At 69.7% G+C, this 18,044-nt stretch carries 18 protein-coding genes; 11 read left to right on the top strand and 7 right to left on the bottom strand.

Annotated elements, in window-relative coordinates; translation table 11 throughout:
* Positions 1 to 128: 128 nt before the first annotated feature.
* Positions 129 to 1,067: a 2-hydroxyacid dehydrogenase gene (locus tag Q392_RS24070; protein ID WP_038213769.1), complete on the top strand. Its 939-nt coding sequence runs from the start codon at positions 129 to 131 to the stop codon at positions 1,065 to 1,067.
* On the opposite strand, the gene Q392_RS24075 is transcribed toward Q392_RS24070, so the two are convergent.
* A complete protein-coding gene (locus Q392_RS24075; protein WP_038213772.1) occupies positions 1,056 to 2,507 on the bottom strand; it encodes an amidase in 1,452 nt (483 codons plus the stop codon). The two genes, Q392_RS24070 and Q392_RS24075, sit on opposite strands and share 12 nt — an antisense overlap.
* 62 nt (positions 2,508 to 2,569) lie before the next feature.
* Between Q392_RS24075 and Q392_RS24080 the strand changes: the two genes are divergently transcribed.
* From Q392_RS24080 to rnk, 6 genes are all read left to right on the top strand, one after another.
* Complete coding sequence (locus Q392_RS24080; RefSeq protein WP_038213728.1) at positions 2,570 to 3,535, top strand: LysR substrate-binding domain-containing protein; 966 nt, start codon at positions 2,570 to 2,572, stop codon at positions 3,533 to 3,535.
* 344 nt (positions 3,536 to 3,879) lie between these two features.
* Positions 3,880 to 4,776: an amino acid ABC transporter substrate-binding protein gene (locus Q392_RS24085; protein WP_038213731.1), complete on the top strand. Its 897-nt coding sequence runs from the start codon at positions 3,880 to 3,882 to the stop codon at positions 4,774 to 4,776.
* Positions 4,777 to 4,864: 88 nt separating this feature from the next.
* The gene (locus Q392_RS24090) at positions 4,865 to 5,620 is read left to right on the top strand and encodes an amino acid ABC transporter permease (protein WP_038213735.1); all 756 of its coding nucleotides are present in this window, start codon (positions 4,865 to 4,867) and stop codon (positions 5,618 to 5,620) included.
* A gap of 90 nt (positions 5,621 to 5,710) precedes the next feature.
* On the top strand, positions 5,711 to 6,379 hold the full coding sequence (locus tag Q392_RS24095; protein ID WP_038213736.1) for an amino acid ABC transporter permease: 669 nt from the start codon (positions 5,711 to 5,713) through the stop codon (positions 6,377 to 6,379).
* Positions 6,380 to 6,425: 46 nt separating this feature from the next.
* Positions 6,426 to 7,163: an amino acid ABC transporter ATP-binding protein gene (locus Q392_RS24100; RefSeq protein ID WP_038213774.1), complete on the top strand. Its 738-nt coding sequence runs from the start codon at positions 6,426 to 6,428 to the stop codon at positions 7,161 to 7,163.
* 214 nt (positions 7,164 to 7,377) lie between these two features.
* The gene (rnk, locus tag Q392_RS24105; protein WP_051953917.1) at positions 7,378 to 7,818 is read left to right on the top strand and encodes a nucleoside diphosphate kinase regulator; all 441 of its coding nucleotides are present in this window, start codon (positions 7,378 to 7,380) and stop codon (positions 7,816 to 7,818) included.
* 69 nt (positions 7,819 to 7,887) lie between these two features.
* Here the strand turns inward: rnk and Q392_RS24110 are convergent, their stop codons facing one another.
* Genes Q392_RS24110 through Q392_RS24120 form a run of 3 tightly spaced genes read right to left on the bottom strand, consistent with a single transcriptional unit; the run spans position 7,888 to position 10,832 of the window.
* Positions 7,888 to 8,934, bottom strand: a complete 1,047-nt coding sequence (locus tag Q392_RS24110) for a DctP family TRAP transporter solute-binding subunit (RefSeq protein WP_038213744.1) — start codon at positions 8,932 to 8,934, stop codon at positions 7,888 to 7,890.
* 36 nt (positions 8,935 to 8,970) lie between these two features.
* Positions 8,971 to 10,269 carry a TRAP transporter large permease gene (locus tag Q392_RS24115; RefSeq protein WP_038213747.1) on the bottom strand — a complete coding sequence of 433 codons (1,299 nt, stop codon included), beginning with the start codon at positions 10,267 to 10,269 and terminating at the stop codon, positions 8,971 to 8,973.
* A complete protein-coding gene (locus Q392_RS24120) occupies positions 10,266 to 10,832 on the bottom strand; it encodes a TRAP transporter small permease (protein WP_038213750.1) in 567 nt (188 codons plus the stop codon). Before Q392_RS24120 ends, Q392_RS24115 begins: the two co-directional genes overlap by 4 nt.
* A gap of 136 nt (positions 10,833 to 10,968) precedes the next feature.
* Between Q392_RS24120 and Q392_RS24125 the strand changes: the two genes are divergently transcribed.
* From Q392_RS24125 to Q392_RS24140, 4 genes are read left to right on the top strand one after another with little or no spacing between them, the layout of a single operon-like run.
* Positions 10,969 to 11,439: a metallophosphoesterase family protein gene (locus Q392_RS24125; protein ID WP_038213753.1), complete on the top strand. Its 471-nt coding sequence runs from the start codon at positions 10,969 to 10,971 to the stop codon at positions 11,437 to 11,439.
* Positions 11,440 to 11,473: 34 nt separating this feature from the next.
* A complete protein-coding gene (gene pyrC, locus Q392_RS24130) occupies positions 11,474 to 12,508 on the top strand; it encodes a dihydroorotase (protein WP_038213756.1) in 1,035 nt (344 codons plus the stop codon).
* Between the two features lie 15 nt (positions 12,509 to 12,523).
* Positions 12,524 to 13,357, top strand: a complete 834-nt coding sequence (locus tag Q392_RS24135; RefSeq protein WP_038213759.1) for an NYN domain-containing protein — start codon at positions 12,524 to 12,526, stop codon at positions 13,355 to 13,357.
* Positions 13,354 to 14,115, top strand: coding sequence for a DUF3025 domain-containing protein (locus Q392_RS24140; protein WP_038213762.1), 762 nt, complete (start codon positions 13,354 to 13,356; stop codon positions 14,113 to 14,115). The genes Q392_RS24135 and Q392_RS24140 overlap by 4 nt, the downstream gene beginning before the upstream one ends.
* A 36-nt stretch (positions 14,116 to 14,151) precedes the next feature.
* Here Q392_RS24140 and Q392_RS24145 read toward each other — a convergent pair whose 3' ends face one another.
* The 3 genes from Q392_RS24145 to Q392_RS24155 form a co-directional block, all read right to left on the bottom strand.
* On the bottom strand, positions 14,152 to 15,534 hold the full coding sequence (locus Q392_RS24145; protein ID WP_038213765.1) for a sigma-54-dependent transcriptional regulator: 1,383 nt from the start codon (positions 15,532 to 15,534) through the stop codon (positions 14,152 to 14,154).
* Positions 15,512 to 17,473: a sensor histidine kinase gene (locus Q392_RS24150; protein ID WP_051953918.1), complete on the bottom strand. Its 1,962-nt coding sequence runs from the start codon at positions 17,471 to 17,473 to the stop codon at positions 15,512 to 15,514. The genes Q392_RS24145 and Q392_RS24150 overlap by 23 nt, the downstream gene beginning before the upstream one ends.
* A 187-nt stretch (positions 17,474 to 17,660) precedes the next feature.
* The coding region (locus Q392_RS24155) for a tripartite tricarboxylate transporter substrate-binding protein (RefSeq protein WP_038213768.1) at positions 17,661 to 18,044 on the bottom strand (384 nt) is incomplete at its 5' end.

The raw sequence follows: 18,044 nt of genomic DNA on the forward strand, positions 1-18,044 counted from the left end.
GCGAAGCGGTTGACCGAGGGGCCATTTTTCATCGCCGGGCCGCCCCAAGATGAAAAAGCATCCCCTCGGGGGATCGGGCAAGCGCGAAGCGGTTGGCCGAGGGGCCATTTTTCATGGAGCAGATGCAGATGTCAGAGAAGATTCCCCTGTTGGTCCTCAACGGCCTCGCGGCCGAGCACCGGGCGCAGATCGCCGCGGTCTACGACCTCACCTATGCGCCCACGCCGGCCGAGCGCGCCGCCGCCGTCGCGCAGCACGGCGCGCGCTTTCGCGCCGTGCTCACCATCGGCACCATCGGCCTGACGGAAGAGGAGCTGGCCGCCATGCCCGCGCTGGAGCTGGCGTGCTGCATGGGCGTGGGCTACGAGGGTCTGCCGATGCAGGCGCTGCGCGCGCGCGGCATCGCCACCGCCAACGGCGCCGGCACCAACGACGACTGCGTGGCCGACCATGCCTTCGGGCTGATCATCGGCGCCGTGCGGGGCTTCCATGCGCTGGACCGACAGTGCCGCGAGGGCGTGTGGCGCGAGTCCATCGCGCAGCCGCCGAACGTCTCGGGCAAGAAGCTCGGCATCCTCGGACTGGGCGGCATCGGCCGCAAGATCGCGAAGCGTGCGGCGGGCTTCGAGATGCCCGTCGGCTACCACAACCGCAGGCCGGTGGAGGACGCGCCGCACCGCTACTTCGACAGCCCGATCGCCCTGGCGCGCTGGTGCGACGTGCTGGTGTGCGCGGTGCCGGGCGGCCCGGCCACCCAGCATCTGGTCGGCGCCGAGGTGCTGGATGCGCTCGGTCCGCAGGGCTGGCTGGTCAACATCGGGCGCGGCAGCGTGGTCGATACCGACGCGCTGGCGGCGGCCCTGCGCGAACACCGCATCGCCGGCGCCGGGCTGGACGTCTACGAGAGCGAGCCGCGTCCGCCGCAGCAGCTCATCGGCCTGGACAACCTGCTCATCACGCCGCACGTGGCCGGCTGGTCGCCGGAGGCCACGCAGGCCAGCGTGGACCGCTTCATGGCCAACGCCGAGGGGCACTTCAGCGGGCGCGGGGTGGTTTCACCGATCTGATGCCAGGACCGGCGGCCGCAGGGCGGTCCAGGGGCAGGCCCGGTCGTAGGCGTGGCCCAGCCGCAGCACCGCCAGGTCGGCGTTCGCCGGGCCGGCGAGCTGCAGGCCCATCGGCAGCCCCTGCGGCCCGAAGCCGGCGCGCAGGTTCAGCGTCGGCAGGCCGGCCAGGGTGAAGGGCGTGACGATCTCCATCCAGTGGTGGTAGGTCTGGCTCTTCACGCCGTCCACTTCGTCCGGCCAGTGCCGCTGCGCGTCGAAGGGGAAGACCTGCGCCGTCGGCGCCACCACCGCGTCGAAGCGCTCGAACAGGCGCACGAAGGCGCGGTAGACGTTCGATCGGTAGATCGAGGCCTGGTAGAGCGAGGCCGCATCCAGGTGGCGGGCCTGCTCGATCTCCCACAGTGCCTCGGGCTTGATGCGCTCGCGGTGCCGCGGGTCGGCCGCCAGCGCGCCCAGCTTGCCGCCCACCAGCAACTGGCGCAGGCGCAGCCAGGCCGTCCAGTTCTGCTCGCGCGGCACGTCCAGCGTGCAGGGCTCGACGATGCAGCCCAGGCCGGCGAAGGTGGACAGCGCCTGCTCGCAGGTGGCGAGCACGCCGGGCTCGGTGGGCAGGTCCGGCCAGACCGGGCCGAGCCATCCGATGCGCCGGCCCTTCACATCGGCGTCGAGCGAGAGCGCGTCGGCGGTGGGCAGGGCACCGGGCAGCGACAGCGGCACGTGCGCGTCGAAGCCGGCCTGCACGCACAGCAGGCGCGCCGCGTCCTCCACCGTGCGGGCCATCGGCCCCTCGGTGCCGAGCTGCTGGAAGAACAGGTCCTCGTCCGGCGAGCTGGGCACGCGCCCGCGCGAGGGCCGGAAGCCGATCACGTTGTTGAAGGCGGCCGGGTTGCGCAGCGAGCCCATCATGTCGCTGCCGTCGGCCACCGGCATCATCCCCAGCGCCAGCGCGACGGCCGCGCCGCCGCTGCTGCCGCCGGCGCTCTTCGTCTCGTCCCAGGCGTTGCGGGTGGTGCCGAAGACGGTGTTGTAGGTGTGCGAGCCCAGGCCGAACTCCGGCGTGTTGCTCTTGCCGATGACGATGGCGCCGGCCGCCTTCGCGCGGGCCACGTGCAGGCTGTCGGCGCGCGCCGGGCTCCTCGGCGCCAGCGGCGAGCCCATCGAGGTCGGCAGCCCGGCGGCGTGGCTCAGGTCCTTCACCGCCAGCGGGAAGCCGTGCATCCAGCCCAGGCGCTCCCCGCGGGCGAGCTGCGCGTCGCGCTCGTCCGCCTCGGCCAGCAGCGCCTCGGGGTCGCGCAGCGACACCAGGGCGTTGAAGCGGGGGTTGAGCGCCCCGATGCGCGCCAGCGCGGCGGCCATCAGCTCGCGGCAGGAGAACTCGCGCGCGGCCAGGCGGCGGGCCAGCGTGGTGGCGTCCAGGCTCAGGATGTCGGCGTCGTTCATGGCGGGCGTGGTGGCAGCGATGCGAGGAAACCCGAGGGTACCGCGCACCATAATCGCCGCTCATGGAAACCAAGTGGCTCGAGGACTTCGTCAGCCTCGCCGAAACCCGCAGCTTCAGCCGATCGGCCCAGCTGCGGCACGTGACGCAGCCGGCGTTCTCGCGCCGCATCCAGGCGCTGGAGGGATGGGCCGGCACCGACCTGGTGGACCGCAGCTCGTACCCGACGCGCCTGACCCCCGCCGGGCAGACGCTCTACACGCAGGCGCTGGAGATCCTGCAGTCGCTGCAGAGCACGCGCGCCATGCTGCGCGGCCACACGGCGGTGGCGCAGGACGTGGTCGAGTTCGCCGTGCCGCACACGCTGGCCTTCACCTTCTTCCCGGCCTGGGTCACCAGCCTGCGCCAGCAGTTCGGACCGCTCAAGAGCCGGCTGATCGCACTGAACGTGCACGACGCCGTGCTGCGCCTGGTCGAAGGCAACTGCGACCTGCTGATCTCCTACCACCACCCCTCGCAGCCGCTGCAGCTCGACGCCAACCGCTACGAGAAGGTGTACCTGGGCGAGGAAGTGGTGGCACCGTGGGTGCGGCCCGAAGCCGACGGCTCGCCGCGCTACCAGCTGCCCGGCCGCCCCGGCCGGCCGCTGCCCTACCTCGGCTACGCGCCGGGCGCCTACCTCGGCCGGGTGGTCGACCAGCTGCTCAAGGCCTCGCGCACGCCGATCCATCTCGACCGGGTCTACGAGACCGACATGGCCGAGGGCCTGAAGGTGATGGCGCTGGAAGGCCACGGCGTCGCCTTCCTGCCGCAGAGCGCGGTGCGCAAGGAGGTGCGTTCGCGCAAGCTGGTCAGCGCCCTCGGGCCGGAGTCCGGGCCGCTGGAGGCCACCATGGAGATCCATGCCTACCGCGAGCGGCCGGCCGCAGCTGCCAGCAGTGCCGAAGGGGCAGGCCTGGCGCCGCGCCGCGCCGCCGACGCGCTATGGGCCTACCTGGTGCAGACCGGGGCCGAGCGGGCGCCGCGCTGAGGCGCACGGCCATCCGGGTCAACACCGATGAACTATGTGCACCGCGCATTGCGGCTCTCGCAACCGGCATTGGTCGCCATGCGGGCGTGTCTTACAGTGCGCCGTTTCGCTGGTGGGACGCGCCGTGCAAGCCCGGAAGGCCTGCGATCCGGCTGACGAAGCCGGGCCTGCAGGAGGGCATGGCATGGAGGCTGCTAAACCCTGGCGTCCCGGTGTCGCCGCCGGCCTGCGCACCCGATTGGGGAGCGGGCGCACCGTGCACCCGGGTGGCTACGGGTATTCCCCATCAACACGTGTGTCTAGAATTTCCAACTGTTTCCCTTAGTCATCCCAAGGAGCTCTTCATGAAAAAGCAAGCACTGGTTCTCGCCATTGCGGCGCTCGCCACCAGCGGCGCGTTCGCACAGGCCAACGACACCCTCGCGAAGATCAAGGCCAGTGGCAACATCAGCCTGGGGGTGCGCGACTCCTCCGCGCTGTCGTACACGCTGGGCAACGGCAAGTACGTGGGCTTCCACACCGAGATGGCCGAGCGCATCGTCGACGACCTGAGCAAGGACGTCGGCAAGAAGCTGAACATCAACTACACCCTGGTGAGCTCGCAGAACCGCATCCCGCTGGTGCAGAACGGCACGGTGGACCTGGAGTGCGGCTCCACCACCAACAACGCCACCCGCGCCAAGGACGTCGACTTCGCCTACAACACCTACATGGAAGTGGTGCGCGTCGCGGTCAAGGCCAACTCCGGCATCAAGGACCTGAAGGACCTCAACGGCAAGACGATCGCCACCACCACGGGCACCACCTCCGTGCAGCTGCTGCGCAAGAACCGCCGCGCCCAGGGCCTGGAGTTCAAGGAAGTCAACGGCAAGGACCATGCCGACAGCTTCCTGCTGCTCGAATCCGGCCGTGCCGACGCCTTCGTGATGGACGCCTCCATCCTGGCGGCCAACATCTCCAAGTCGAAGAACCCGAAGGACTACGCCATCGTCGGCCCCGAGCTGTCGGTCGAGCCCATCGCCTGCATGGTGCGCAAGGGCGACACCGCCTTCCTGAAGGCGGTCAACGCCAGCATCGAGCGCCAGGTCAAGGACGGCTCGCTGGCCAAGCTGTACGACAAGTGGATGGTGCAGCCGGTGCCGCCGAACAACGTCGCGCTGGGCCTGCCGCTGTCCGACGCCACCAAGGAAGCCTGGGCCAACCTGAACAACAAGCCGGCCGAAGAGTTCGCCGCGAAGTAATCGGCCATGCCGATCCCGCAAACGCCCGCCCGCCGTGGCGGGCGTTTGCCGTTTCTGGAACGCGACATCAGCAGTTGAGGAGAGCCCGATGAACTGGGATTGGCAGGTGTTCTGCAAGGACACCATCGATGGAACCGTCATACCCGGGTGCTTCGGCACGGGTGGCGTCGACACCTATCTCAACTGGATGCTTTCGGCCTGGGGCTGGACGGTGGCCGTGTCCCTGTCCGCGCTGGCCGTGGCGCTGATCGTGGGGTCGATCATCGGCGTGATCCGCACCCTGCCCGACAGCCCCTGGCTGGTGCGCTTCGGCAACGCCTGGGTCGAGCTGTTCCGCAACATCCCGCTGCTGGTGCAGATCTTCCTCTGGTACCACGTGGTGCCGGCGATCATCGCGCCCATGCGCGACGTGCCGCCCTTCGTGCTGGTGGTGCTGGCGCTGGGCCTGTTCACCTCGGCGCGCATTGCCGAGCAGCTGCGTTCGGGCATCCAGGCCCTGCCGCGCGGCCAGCGCTACGCCGGCATGGCGGTGGGCTTCACCACCATGCAGTACTACCGCTACGTGCTGCTGCCGATGGCCTACCGGATCATCATCCCGCCGCTGACCAGCGAGTCGATGAACATCTTCAAGAACTCGTCGGTGGCCTTCGCCGTGTCGATCGCCGAGATGACGCAGTTCGCCATGCAGGCCGGCGAGGAAACGGCGCGGCCGATCGAGATGTACCTGGGCGTCACCGTCCTCTACGTCATCTCCGCGCTGGCCATCAACCGCATCATGGCCTTCATCGAGAAGCGGGCGCGCGTGCCGGGCTTCGTGGCTGCCGGCGGGACGGGGGGCCACTGATGCGGTACCCCCACGCTCATCACTTCGTGTATTCGCTGCCCCCCGAGGGGGCGCAAGCCTCCCTTGGGGCGGCCCGGCGGGAGGCCTGACATGTTGAACCTCGACTTCGGCTTCTACGACTGGAACGTCATCAGCGGCTACGTCCTCAAGGGCCTGTACTTCAGCGTCTTCCTCACGGTGGTGGCCACGCTCGGCGGCATCTTCTTCGGCACGCTGCTGGCGCTGATGCGCCTGTCGGGCAAGAAGTGGCTGGACACGCCGGCGGCGATCTACGTCAACGGCATGCGCTCGATCCCGCTGGTGATGGTGCTGCTGTGGTTCTTCCTGCTGGTGCCGCTGGCCATCGGCCGCCCGATCGGGGCGGAGTACTCGGCCATCATCACCTTCATCGCCTTCGAGGCGGCGTACTTCTCCGAGATCATGCGCGCGGGCATCCAGTCGATCCCGCGCGGCCAGGTCTTCGCCGGCATGGCCGTGGGCATGACCTACCGGCAGAACATGACGCTGGTGATCCTGCCGCAGGCCTTCCGCAACATGCTGCCGGTGCTGCTCACGCAGACCATCATCCTGTTCCAGGACACCTCGCTGGTCTACGCCATCGGCGCCTACGACCTGCTCAAGGGCTTCGAGACGGCGGGCAAGAACTTCGGCCGCCCGATCGAGAGCTACCTGCTGGCGGCCGTCATCTACTTCATCATCTGCTATGCGCTGTCCTGGCTGGTCAAGCGCCTGCATAAAAAGATCGCCATCATCCGCTGACCCACTGGACGCACACAGAAGCAAGGAGCTATCCATGGCCGAAAAAATGATCGAAATCAAGAACGTCTCCAAGTGGTACGGGCCCGTGCAGGTGCTCAACGACTGCAACGTGAGCATCGACAAGGGCGACGTGGTGGTGGTGTGCGGCCCCTCGGGTTCGGGCAAGTCCACGCTGATCAAGACGGTGAACGCGCTGGAGCCGATCCAGAAGGGCGAGATCGTGGTCAACGGCATCAGGGTCAACGACTCGAAGACCGACCTGCCCAAGCTGCGTTCCAAGGTGGGCATGGTGTTCCAGCACTTCGAGCTGTTCCCGCACCTGTCGGTGACGGAGAACCTGACCATCGCGCAGGTCAAGGTGCTGGGCCGCAGCCTGGACGAGGCCAAGACGCGCGGGCTGAAGATGCTCGACCGCGTCGGCCTGATGGCGCACAAGGACAAGTTTCCCGGCCAGCTCTCCGGCGGCCAGCAGCAGCGCGTGGCGATCGCCCGGGCGCTGTCGATGGACCCGATCGTGATGCTGTTCGACGAGCCCACCTCCGCGCTCGACCCGGAAATGGTCGGCGAGGTGCTGGACGTGATGGTCAGCCTGGCCAAGGAAGGCATGACCATGATGTGCGTGACCCACGAGATGGGCTTCGCGCGCAAGGTGGCCAGCCGGGTGATCTTCATTGACGTGGGCGGCCGCATCCTGGAGGACTGCTCCAAGGACGAGTTCTTCGCCCATCCGGAGAATCGCCAGCCCCGGACCAAGGACTTCCTCAACAAGATCCTGCAGCACTGAGCCGGCCACCGATAATCGGCCCCATGACCCGCCCCGCCGCCTCGTCCATGCCCATGCCCGCCTCGCGGGCGGGCGCGGCGCTGCGCGCGAGCCAGCGCCTTCGCGGCCTGCAACCGACCGCACCCTCCTGAGCCCGGCGAGCACCCTTCACCTCCTCCTCGCCACATCGCATCGCCGGGCTCCGACCCGGCGTTCGTCTTTCTGGAGTCGTGTGATGTCTTCTTCTTCGCTTTCCTCTTCTTCCTCTTCTTCTTCCCCCGCCTCGGCGGTGCGCGTGCTGACCGAGTTGGACCACGTGCGCATCGGCAAGTGGCTGGACACCCACGCCGCCCAGCACGAGGCGCTGCAGAACCTGCTGGACAACGCCGACCTCGTCGCCTCCGACGCCGTGGCGCCCGACGTGGTGACCATGCGCTCGCGCGTGCAGGTGGCCGAGCCCGGCGACGGCGCCGTGCGCGAGATCACGCTGGCCTATCCCGACGAGGCGGACGCGGCGCAGGGCCGCATCTCGGTGCTGTCGCCCGCCGGCACGGCGCTGCTGGGGCTGCGCGCGGGCGACGTCGCGCGCTGGACGGCGCCCGACGGCCGGGTGTCGGCGCTGCAGGTGCGGGCCGTCGCCTTCCAGCCCGAGGCCAGCGGCGACCTGCTGCGCTGAAAACGAAGAAGCCCCGCGGCTGCGGGGCTTCGTCGGAAGAGGCGTGCGCGGCGGGCGCCGCGCGGGCGCTCACTTCTTGCGTGCGGCAATCGCCTTCTCGGCCTTGTCCACCAGCGCGTTGCCGATCTGCGGCTTCCACTTGGCGTAGATCGGCTTGGTGGCCTGGACGAAGGCATCGCGCTCGGCCGGCGAGAGCTGCACGATGTTCACGCCCAGCGCGGCGATCTCCTTGAGCAGCGGCTGGCCCGGTTCGACCAGGCCCTTGCGCGCGATCTCGATCTCCTGCTTGCCCGCGTCGAGCGCCGCCTGGCGCACGATGTCCTGGTCGGCCTTGGTCCAGGAGTTCCACACCTCCTTGTTGACCACGAAGACCAGCGGGTCGGCCACGTAGCCCCACATCGTCAGGTTCTTCTGGCCCACGTTCTGCAGCTTGGCCGCGGTGAAGATGGACATCGGGTTCTCCTGCCCGTCCACCGCGCCGCTGGCGAAGGCCGGCTGCGCGTCGGCCCAGCTCATCTGGGTCGGATTGGCGCCCAGCGCGGTGAAGGTGTCGACGAACAGCGGCGAGCCGACCACGCGGATCTTCAGGCCCTTCATGTCGGCCGGCGTGCGCACCGGGTGCTTGGAATTGGTCAGCTCGCGGTAGCCGTTCTCGCCCCAGGCCAGCGGCACCACGCCGGCCTTCTCCAGGCGGGCGAACATGTCCTTGCCCACCTCGCCCTGCGTCAGCGCGTCGATGGCGGCGTAGTCGGGCATCAGGAAGGGCAGCGAGAACAGGTTCAGTTCCTTGATCTGCGGCGACCAGTTGATGGTCGAGCCGATGGCCATGTCGATCACGCCCTGGCGCAGCGCGCTGAACTCGCGCGTCTGGTCGCCCTGGATCAGCGAGACGCCCGGGTACAGCTTGATGTTGATGCGGCCCTGGGTGCGCTCCTTCACCAGGTTGGCCCAGATCTCGCCGCCCTTGCCCCAGGGGAAGGCGGGGCCCACCACCAGCGACATCTTGTATTCGCTCTTGTAGTTGCCCTGGGCCAGGGCGGCCTGCGGCAGGGCCATCAGGGTGGTCATGGCGGCCGTGGCGGTGGCCAGGGCCAGCAAAGTGCGTCGGAATGTCATGCTTCGTCTCCTTCGGTCGTCGAAAAAATCGGTCAATCAGTAACCCAGGTAGTGGGGCAGCCACAGCGCCAGCTGCGGCCAGATGATGACGGCCACCATCACCAGGAACATGGCCACCAGCATCCAGCCGACCCAGCGCACCGTCTCTTCCATGCGCACGCCGGCGATGCGGCAGGACACCATCAGGTTGACAGCCAGCGGCGGCGTGAACTGGCCCAGCGCCACCTTCAGCGTGAGCAGCACGCCGAACCACACCGGATCCCACTGGTAGTGCTGCACGATGGGCCACAGCAGCGGCACGAAGATCAGGAAGATCGACACGCCGTCGAGGAACATGCCCACCGTGATGAGCAGCAGGATCAGCAGCGACAGCACGCCGTACTCGCCCAGGCCCGAATGGACGATGGCGTCCGTCACGGGATCGATCACGCCCAGCGTGGACAACGAGTACGCGAAGATGCCCGCCAGCGACACCACCAGCAGGATCACCGCCGACAGCTCGCCCGACTCGCGCAGGATGACGAACAGGTCGCGCACCCGGATCGTGCGGTGGATCGCCATGCCGACGAACAGGCCGTAGAACACGGCCACCACGGCCGCCTCGGTGGGCGTGAACCAGCCCATGCGCATGCCGCCGAGGATCAGCACCGGCGCGGCCAGGCCCCAGACGGCCTCGCGCAGGCTCTTCCAGAAGGGCGGGCGCGGCAGGCTCGATTCGAGCTGGCCCATGTTGTGGCTGCGCGCCATCCACACCGCGGGGACGATCAGCGCCAGGCCGGCCAGCACGCCCGGCACCATGCCGGCGGCGAACAGGGCCGGCACCGAGGCGCCCGGCACCAGCACCGAGTAGACGATGAAGGCGACCGACGGCGGGATCAGGATGTCGGTGGCCGCCGCCGCGCCCACCACGCTGGCCGAGTAGGAGGCCGGGTAGCCGGCGCGCGACATGGCGGCGATCATCACCGAGCCCACCGCGGCCGCGTTGGCCGGGCCGGAGCCGGAGATGCCGCCCAGGAACATCGCCACCACGATCGCCACCAGCGGCAGCATGCCCGGGCCGCGGCCGACGATGGAGATGGCGAAGTTCACCAGCCGCAGGGCCACGCCGGAGCGGTCGAAGATGGAGCCCACCAGCACGAACATCGGGATCGCCAGCAGCGGGTACTTGCCCAGGCCGGCGTAGAAGTTCTGCGGCACCGCCAGCAGGCCGAACCACTGCGCGTCGGCATTGGCCAGCGCGATGCAGGCCGCCCCCGCCAGGCCCAGGGCCGCGCCGATGGGCACGCCCAGCAGCATCATCGCCAGGAAGGCGACGAACAGCAGCGTCGCGATCATGGCCGCTCCTGCCCTTCTTCTTCCTGCGGCATGCGGCTGCGCCGGATGAACAGGCCCACGGCGCGCAGGCCGATGCCGGTGCACACGATCGGCAGCCAGATCGAGTACCACCACTGCGGCAGGCCGACGCCCGGCGAGGTCTCCTCGAAGCGCCAGTCGTCCCACACGATGCGCACCGACAGCGCCGCGATCAGGAAGAACAGCAGCGCCACCATGGCCGCGCCGAACTGCGCCAGGCGGCGGCGCCGCGCCCTGGAGCCGGACTCGCTGAAGTACTCGATGCGGATGTGCCGGTCGCGCGCCACCGCCGCGCAGCCGCCGATCATGGCCAGCAGGATCATCAGGAACACCGAGAACTCCTCCGTCCAGGCGAAGGACTGGTCGGTGAAGTAGCGCACCAGCACGTTGGCGAAGGTGATGCAGGCCAAGAGGCCCATGATGACGACGGTGGCCCAGTCCTCGATGGCGAGGGGCACCTTCACGGGCTCGTCGGCGGCGGGGATGTCGGTGGGCAGGGGGCTGGCGGCGTCCAGCTGGGCGCCGGGCTCGGGGGCGGAGGACATGAGGTCGGGAACGGCGTCCGCGGGCCTTGCTGGGCCGCCCGCGGGCAGGAAGAAATCGACGCGCGATCGTAGCGGGTGGCATCCCTTCGCAGCATGGGGGCTTTCCATGAAGGGCCGCCTTGGCGACAGTCGGGGGATGACCCGCATCGGCCTCGTCTCCGACACCCACGGCCTGCTGCGCCCCGAAGCCCTCGACTGGCTGCGCGGCAGCGACGCGATCGTCCATGCCGGCGACATCTGCGACCCGGCCACGCTCGACGCCCTGGCCGCGCTGGCGCCGCTGCTGGCCGTGCGCGGCAACAACGACCACGGCCCCTGGGCCGAGGCGCTGCCGCTGCGCGTGGAGCGCGAACTCGCCGGCGTGCGCCTGTGCGTGGTGCACGACATCGCCGACCTGCGCGCCGCGCCGCCCGCCGCCGGCGTGCAGGTGGTGGTGACGGGCCACTCGCACCAGCCGCGCATCGAGCGGCGCGAGGGTGTGCTGTACGTCAACCCCGGCAGTGCCGGGCCGCGGCGCTTCCGCCTGCCGGTCTCGGCGGCGGAGCTGCGCATCGCGGGCGGCCGCGTCGAGGCGAGGCTGCACACCCTGCCGGCCGCGCCGGCATGAATTGCCGCCCGCCCCGATGGGAGAATCCGCCGCCATGACCGACACCCTCACGATCACCCGTCCCGACGACTGGCACCTGCACGTGCGCGACGGCGCCGGCCTGCAGGCCGTGGTGCCGCATTCCGCGCGCCAGATGGGCCGCGCGCTGATCATGCCCAACCTGCGCCCGCCGGTGACCACCGCCCAGCAGGCGCTGGACTACCGCGAACGCATCCTGGCGGCCGTGCCGGAAGGCGCGCGCTTCGAGCCGGTGATGTCGCTCTACCTCACCGACAAGCTGCCGCCCGAGGAGATCGCCCGCGCCGCCGCGGCCGGCGTGAAGGCGCTCAAGCTCTACCCGGCCGGCGCCACCACCAACAGCGACGCCGGCGTGACCGACATCCGCAAGACCTACGCCACGCTGGAGGCGATGCAGAAGCACGGCCTGCTGCTGCTGGTGCACGGCGAGGTGACCGACCCGGCGGTGGACCTGTTCGACCGCGAGGCTGTCTTCATCGAGCGCGTGATGAAGCCGCTGCGCGCCGACTTTCCCGGCCTGAAGGTCGTCTTCGAGCACCTGACGACGAAGGAGGGCGCCCACTACGTTCGCGACGAGGGCGGCGACGTGACGGCCGCGACCATCACCGCGCACCACCTGCTCTACAACCGCAACGCGATCTTCACCGGCGGCATCCGCCCGCACTACTACTGCCTGCCGGTGCTCAAGCGCGAGGTGCACCGGCTGGCGCTGGTGGAGGCCGCCACCAGCGGCAGCCCGCGCTTCTTCCTCGGCACCGACAGCGCGCCGCACCCGGCGCACCTGAAGGAGCACGCGCTGGGCTGCGCCGGCTGCTACACCGCGCTCACCGCCATCGAGCTGTACGCCGAGGCCTTCGACGACGCCGGCGCGCTCGACCGGCTGGAAGGCTTTGCCAGCTTCCACGGCCCCGACTTCTACGGCCTGCCGCGCAACAGCGACACCATCACCCTGAAGCGCGAGGCGTGGACGGTGCCGGAGGCGGTGCCCTTCGGCGAGGCGACGCTCAAGCCGCTGCGCGGCGGCGAAGCGATGCGCTGGCGCCTCGTCTGAGCAAAGGCACGGCCGATGACCGACACCGAAAAAACCCAGCGCATCGCGCTGCTCATCGACGCCGACAACGCACCGGCGGCCAAGATCGACGAGGTGCTGACCGAGCTGTCCACCATCGGCGTCATCAACGTGCGCCGCGCCTACGGCAACTGGACCAAGGGCGCCCTGGCGGGCTGGCAGGACGTGCTGCTGGAGTACGCGATCCGGCCGATGCAGCAATTCGACTATTCCAAGCGCAAGAACGCCACCGACATGGCGATGACGGTGGACGCGATGGAGCTGCTCTACACCGATCGGCCCGACGCCTTCGGCATCGTCTCCTCCGACGCCGACTTCACGCCGCTGGTGATGCACCTGCGCTCCAAGGGCGCGGCCGTCTACGGCTTCGGCGCGGCGCAGACGCCCAAGCCCTTCGTCAACGCCTGCTCGCGCTTCCTGTACCTGGAGGCGCTGGGCGAAGAGGCGGCGCCCGCCGCCACGCCGATCGAGCCGGATGCCGATGGCGCGGCCGCCGCGCCAGTACCGGCGCCGACCGGGCCCGCCGCGCCCGGCGTGCCGGCGCGCCCGATGACGCTGCGCGTGCCCACGCCGCAGCTGCGCCAGGACGCGCGGCTCATGAACCTGCTGCGCGACGCCGTGAAGGCGGTGCAGGGCGAGGACGGCTGGGCCAAGGTGGGTGCCGTCGGCACGCAGATCGCCAACAAGACGCCCTTCGACGCGCGCAACTACGGCTACGCCACGCTGACCAAGCTGCTGGCCGCCACCCAGGCCTTCGAGATGCGCGACGAAGGCACGCCCAGGGTGTCGGTGCGCGACAAGCGCGCCGCGGCCGGTCCCGCGGCCGCATGACGCCTGCCGCGCCTGCCTGGCCGGAGATCGACTGGCGGCAGCCGGCATTCGCCCCCTGCGGCGACCACGGCAGGCGTGCGCTGGCCTGCCTGCGCGACGGCGCCGCCGTGCACCAGGCGCTGCGGCAGGCCGCGGGCGCGTCGCCGGCGCCCCGCTTCGTCCCGCAGGCGGCGCTGCCCGCCGGCGAGCCCTACGAATCCTTCATCCACCGCACCGGCGCCGTTCCCACCCGCGACAACCTGCACGACCTCTTCAACGGCCTGGTGTGGCTGGCCTTACCGCGGGCCAAGCGGCGGCTCAACGAGCTGCAGGCGGCGGAGATCGCGCGCCGCGGCGTCGGTCCCACGCGCGGGCCGCTGCGCGATGCGCTGACGCTGTTCGACGAGAACGGCGCGGTGCTCGATGCGCCGCCCGAGCTGTGGCGGGCGCTTCTGGCGCGCGACTGGCGCGGGCTCTTCATCGACCTGCGGCACCGATGGGCCGACGCACGCGTGCTGGTCTTCGGACACGCATTGCTGGAACAAGTGCAGCGCGGGCAACTGTCCGCGACGGCGCACGTGCTGCCGGGGCATCGGGCGTGGTCCGTGGCGCCCGACGACGCCGCCATCGCGGCGGCCCTCGATCCCTGTCACCTGCTCTCCAAACCCTTCACGCCGCTGCCCGTGTTCGGCGTGCCGGGCTGGCACCGCGACAACTGCCGGCCCGGGTTCTACGCGAACAAGGCGATCTTCCGCCCTTCAGCCGTTGCATTGCGATGAGGCGTGCGCATCCGGGCGAAGCGGGCGTGCGCCATGTCAGGCCCGGCGCTGCATGCGGGCCTGCGTCTCGCCCCGCGGGCCCGCCGACGCGATGGGCCCCAGCCGCCGGATCTTGTCGTAGAGCGTCTTCCGCGGGATCCTGAGCCGTTCGGCCGCCGCGCTGGCGTTGCCGCCGCAGGCCTCCAGCGCCTCCTGGATCAGGTAGCGCTCGAACTGCGTGACCTGCTCCTCGAGCGTGCGCGTGGACGGCTCCGTGCCCTGGAAGTCGGGATCGCCGTCCCACAGGCCCAGCACGAAGCGGTCGGCGATGTTGCGCAGCTCCCGCACGTTGCCGGGCCACGCGTGGTTCATCAGTGCCTCGAGATGGCGTTGCGCGACCGAGGGCAGTTCGCGCTCGTGGCGCAGCGCCGCCTGCATCGTGAAGTGCGTGAAGAGCAGCGGGATGTCCTCGCGGCGCTCCCGCAGCGGCGGAAGCTGGAGCACCACGACGCCGAGCCGGTAGTAGAGATCGTCCCGGAACTTGCCTTCGCGGGCGGCCTCCAGCAGGTCGGCCTTGGTGGCTGCGATGACGCGGCTGTCCATGGGACGCAGTTCGTTCGAGCCCAGGCGCTCGAACTGCCGCTCCTGCAGGGCCCGAAGCATCTTCACCTGCAGGTTCATGGGCATGGTCTCGATCTCGTCGAGAAACAGGGTGCCGCCATACGCATGCTCGACCTTCCCGATGCGCCGCTTGGACGCACCGGTGAAGGCGCCGGCCTCATGCCCGAACATCTCGCTCTCGAACAGGGCCTCGGGCATGCCGCCGCAATTGATCGCGGCAAAGTTGCCTGCGCGGCGCCGGCTGCAGTCGTGCAGGCAGCGCGCCACCAGTTCCTTGCCCGTCCCGGTTTCCCCGAGGAGCAGGACGTCCGCGTCCGAGTTCGCCACGTCCAGCACCAGCCTGCGCAGCCGCTGCATCGCGCAGGAGCGGCCGAGCAGCCTGGCGTCGATGGATTCGTAGCCCTCCAGCCGGCGCCGCAGCGAGTCGACCTCCATGCTCAGCGCCCGTTTCTCCAGGGCCCGCTGCACCACGTCGGTGAGTTTCTCGGGCGAGAACGGCTTTTCGAGGAAGTCGTACGCGCCCCCCTGCATGGCCTGCACCGCCATCGTGATGTCGCCATGGCCGGTCACCAGGATCACGGGGAGGGTGCGGTCGACCTCGAGGGCCCGCGCGAGCAATGCCAGGCCATCGATGCCCGGCAGCCGCACGTCCGTGACCAGGACGCCGGCGAATCCGGGCCGCAGTTGCGCGATGGCCTGCTCGGCGGAGCCGAGCGCCGAGACGCGCAGGCCGGCCAGCTGGAGCGCCTGCGTGCTTCCCAGCCGCACGGCGGCGTCGTCCTCGACGAAGAGGACTTCAAGTTCCTTGGGTTCGATCATGGGCGTTGCCTCGGCAGCCGTCGCGCAGGTGGATGGTGAAGACGGCGCCGCCCAGATCGCTCTGCCCGGCGCGGATGTGACCGCCGAAATCACGCAGGATCCCGGCCGAGATGGCCAGGCCCAGGCCCAGCCCCAGCCCCTGCTCCTTGGTGGTGAAGAAGGGCTCGAACAGGCGGGTCATCACGTCGTTGGGAATGCCGGTGCCGTTGTCGTGCACCTGCAGTTCCACGCCATAGGAGGTGCCGCGGGCGCAGATGCGGACCCGCCGGCTCGGCGCGCCGGCTGCCGCCGTGGCATCGAACGCGTTGGCCAGCAGGTTGACGAGCACCTGCTCCAGCCGGTTGCCTTCGCACAGCGCCGTCAGGCCCGGTTCGACGTTCTGCTCGATGGCGATCTTCTCTTCCCGGATGCGCTGGCCCAGCAGGAACAGCGCATCCGCGATGACGCCGGCCAGCGCCACGGGCTGCAGCACCACGCCGGAGCGCCGCGCGAACTTCTTCAGCTGGGCGGTGATTTCGCCCATGCGGTCCGTCAACTGGCAGATCGTGCGCAGGTTCAGGTCCACCTGGCCGGTCTGGCCCTGTGCCAGAAAGACCATGGCATTGGCCGACAGGGTGCGCAGCGCCGCCAGGGGCTGGTTGAGCTCGTGGGTGATGCCGGCGGACATCTGCCCGAGGACGGCCATCTTTCCGGTCTGCACGAGATCGTCCAGCGTGGTCTTGAGCGCTTCCTCGGCGCGCTGGCGCTCGGCGATCTCGGTCTGGAGGTGGAGGTTGGCCTGGCTGAGCGCCTCGGTGCGCAGGCGGACCTTGTGCTCCAGCTCGGCGTAGGCCGCCTGCAGGGCCTCGCGCGCCGAGAGGCGCTGGCGGACGATGCGCCTGCGCTGCTGGACGTACAGCGTCAGCAGTGTGAGGAACACCAGGGCGAACACCGAGGCCAGGGCGCTGCTGCGGGCGAGCGCGCGCACCGGGCGCATGTCCGAAAGCATGATGAGCTTCCAGTCGGTGCCGTCGACCTGGCGGCTGTCGAGCAGGTGGTCCGGCCCGAAGGAGTCGTTCGCGTGCTGGCGCAGTTGCACGACGGTGCTCTCGCCGCCCGACAGGGGCTTGTGCTCGCGCATGTCGATCTGCTGCAGATGGCCTGCTTCGGTGTACTGGCGCGTGCGTGCCAGGTCACGGAGCGTTTCGCTGGACAGGGGGCGCAGCGTCCCGTACTTCCAGCTCGGCTCGGAGGACAGGAAAACCACGCCGTTGCCGTCGATGACGAGCACCTTGTCCGCCGTGCTGTCCCAGGCCTCGTCCAGCTTGTCCAGGTTGACCTTGACGGCCACCACGCCCGCCTTGCGGTCCCCGTCGACGATGCCGTAGGAGAAGTAGTAGCCCGGTTCGCGGCTGACCGTGCCGATCCCGTAGAAGCGGCCGGGCCGCCCGAGCATGGCGTCCTGGAAGTAGGGCCGGTACGAGAAATTGCTGTTCACGAAGCTGCCGGGTTGGTTCCAGTTGCTCGCGGCCCACGTGAGTCCCGTCGCGTCCATGACGTAGATCGCCGCAGCCCGGGCATGTGCGCTCACCGTCTCCAGGTGGACGTTGGCTTCGAGCTGTGCGCCGGGATCCCGGGGGTTGCGCAGCAGATCCTGCACGGAAGGGCTCAGCGAGATGACTTGCGGCAGGTACTCGTAGCGGCTGAGTTCGCTGCGAAGGCTGTTGGCGTAGATCTCGAGGCGGTGCCGCGTGCCCTGCTGGAGCTGGTGGATGCCGGATCTCTCGCCGACCAGGTAGGCGAGGCTGCCGCCCGCGGCGACCAGGCACAGCCACAGCGTGGCGAGGAGTCCGCGCCTGCTGGGAATGAAGGACATGGACACGCCGGCGCTGCGCAGCTTCCCGACGGAGCCATCGACCGGTGCCGCCTGCGCGTCGATGGCCGCCGCCCTTCCGTTCACGCCACGCGTGGGAACGGAATGAATGTCGGCAAGGGCATGTGCAGGCGGATACGGGCGCACTGGCAGGAGATCATGGAGAGCGGTCTGGCGCTGAGCGCAGCGATGATATGGATCGGCCCCGGGCGCGCCGACGCGTAGTTTCCCGGGGCGTCGGCGCAGCCTCTGGCTGCGCTCGGCAGCTATGGCGTCAGTCTGCGTAGACGCCTGCGGCCTTGATGACGGGCCCGAACCGGGCCACCTCGGACTGCACGAACTTCTTGTGCTCGGCCGGCTCCACGCGCTTGTCCGCCGCCACCACCGCACCGAGCGCCTCCTCGCGCTTGATGAAGTCCGGGTCCTTCAGCGCCGTCTTCAGCGCATCGTTGAGCTTCTTGAGCACCGGCGCCGGCGTGCCCTTGGGCGCGTACAGCCCGTGCCAGATCGTCACCTGGAAGCCCTTGAGCCCCGAGGCGTCCAGCGTCGGCAGGTCCTTGAGCGCCGGCGTCGTCAGCGGCTTGAGCGTGGTCACCGCGTACGCCTTGACCTTCTTGCCCTCGATCTGGCTGGTGGTGTTGGTGGTCTGGTCGCACAA

The organism is Xenophilus azovorans DSM 13620 (assembly GCF_000745855.1).
Lineage (GTDB): Bacteria > Pseudomonadota > Gammaproteobacteria > Burkholderiales > Burkholderiaceae_C > Xenophilus > Xenophilus azovorans.

What these genes read in the sequence shown, in the direction of transcription:
- Q392_RS24140 (WP_038213762.1), top strand. Translation starts at nt 13,354, where the DNA reads ATGACGCCTGCCGCGCCTGCCTGGCCGGAGATCGACTGGCGGCAGCCG.
- Q392_RS24080 (WP_038213728.1), top strand. Translation starts at nt 2,570, where the DNA reads ATGGAAACCAAGTGGCTCGAGGACTTCGTCAGCCTCGCCGAAACCCGC.
- Q392_RS24120 (WP_038213750.1), bottom strand. Translation starts at nt 10,832, where the DNA reads ATGTCCTCCGCCCCCGAGCCCGGCGCCCAGCTGGACGCCGCCAGCCCC.
- Q392_RS24100 (WP_038213774.1), top strand. Translation starts at nt 6,426, where the DNA reads ATGATCGAAATCAAGAACGTCTCCAAGTGGTACGGGCCCGTGCAGGTG.
- Q392_RS24125 (WP_038213753.1), top strand. Translation starts at nt 10,969, where the DNA reads ATGACCCGCATCGGCCTCGTCTCCGACACCCACGGCCTGCTGCGCCCC.
- Q392_RS24110 (WP_038213744.1), bottom strand. Translation starts at nt 8,934, where the DNA reads ATGACATTCCGACGCACTTTGCTGGCCCTGGCCACCGCCACGGCCGCC.
- rnk (WP_051953917.1), top strand. Translation starts at nt 7,378, where the DNA reads ATGTCTTCTTCTTCGCTTTCCTCTTCTTCCTCTTCTTCTTCCCCCGCC.
- Q392_RS24075 (WP_038213772.1), bottom strand. Translation starts at nt 2,507, where the DNA reads ATGAACGACGCCGACATCCTGAGCCTGGACGCCACCACGCTGGCCCGC.
- Q392_RS24115 (WP_038213747.1), bottom strand. Translation starts at nt 10,269, where the DNA reads ATGATCGCGACGCTGCTGTTCGTCGCCTTCCTGGCGATGATGCTGCTG.
- Q392_RS24085 (WP_038213731.1), top strand. Translation starts at nt 3,880, where the DNA reads ATGAAAAAGCAAGCACTGGTTCTCGCCATTGCGGCGCTCGCCACCAGC.
- Q392_RS24135 (WP_038213759.1), top strand. Translation starts at nt 12,524, where the DNA reads ATGACCGACACCGAAAAAACCCAGCGCATCGCGCTGCTCATCGACGCC.
- Q392_RS24095 (WP_038213736.1), top strand. Translation starts at nt 5,711, where the DNA reads ATGTTGAACCTCGACTTCGGCTTCTACGACTGGAACGTCATCAGCGGC.
- Q392_RS24145 (WP_038213765.1), bottom strand. Translation starts at nt 15,534, where the DNA reads ATGATCGAACCCAAGGAACTTGAAGTCCTCTTCGTCGAGGACGACGCC.
- Q392_RS24090 (WP_038213735.1), top strand. Translation starts at nt 4,865, where the DNA reads ATGAACTGGGATTGGCAGGTGTTCTGCAAGGACACCATCGATGGAACC.
- Q392_RS24070 (WP_038213769.1), top strand. Translation starts at nt 129, where the DNA reads ATGTCAGAGAAGATTCCCCTGTTGGTCCTCAACGGCCTCGCGGCCGAG.
- pyrC (WP_038213756.1), top strand. Translation starts at nt 11,474, where the DNA reads ATGACCGACACCCTCACGATCACCCGTCCCGACGACTGGCACCTGCAC.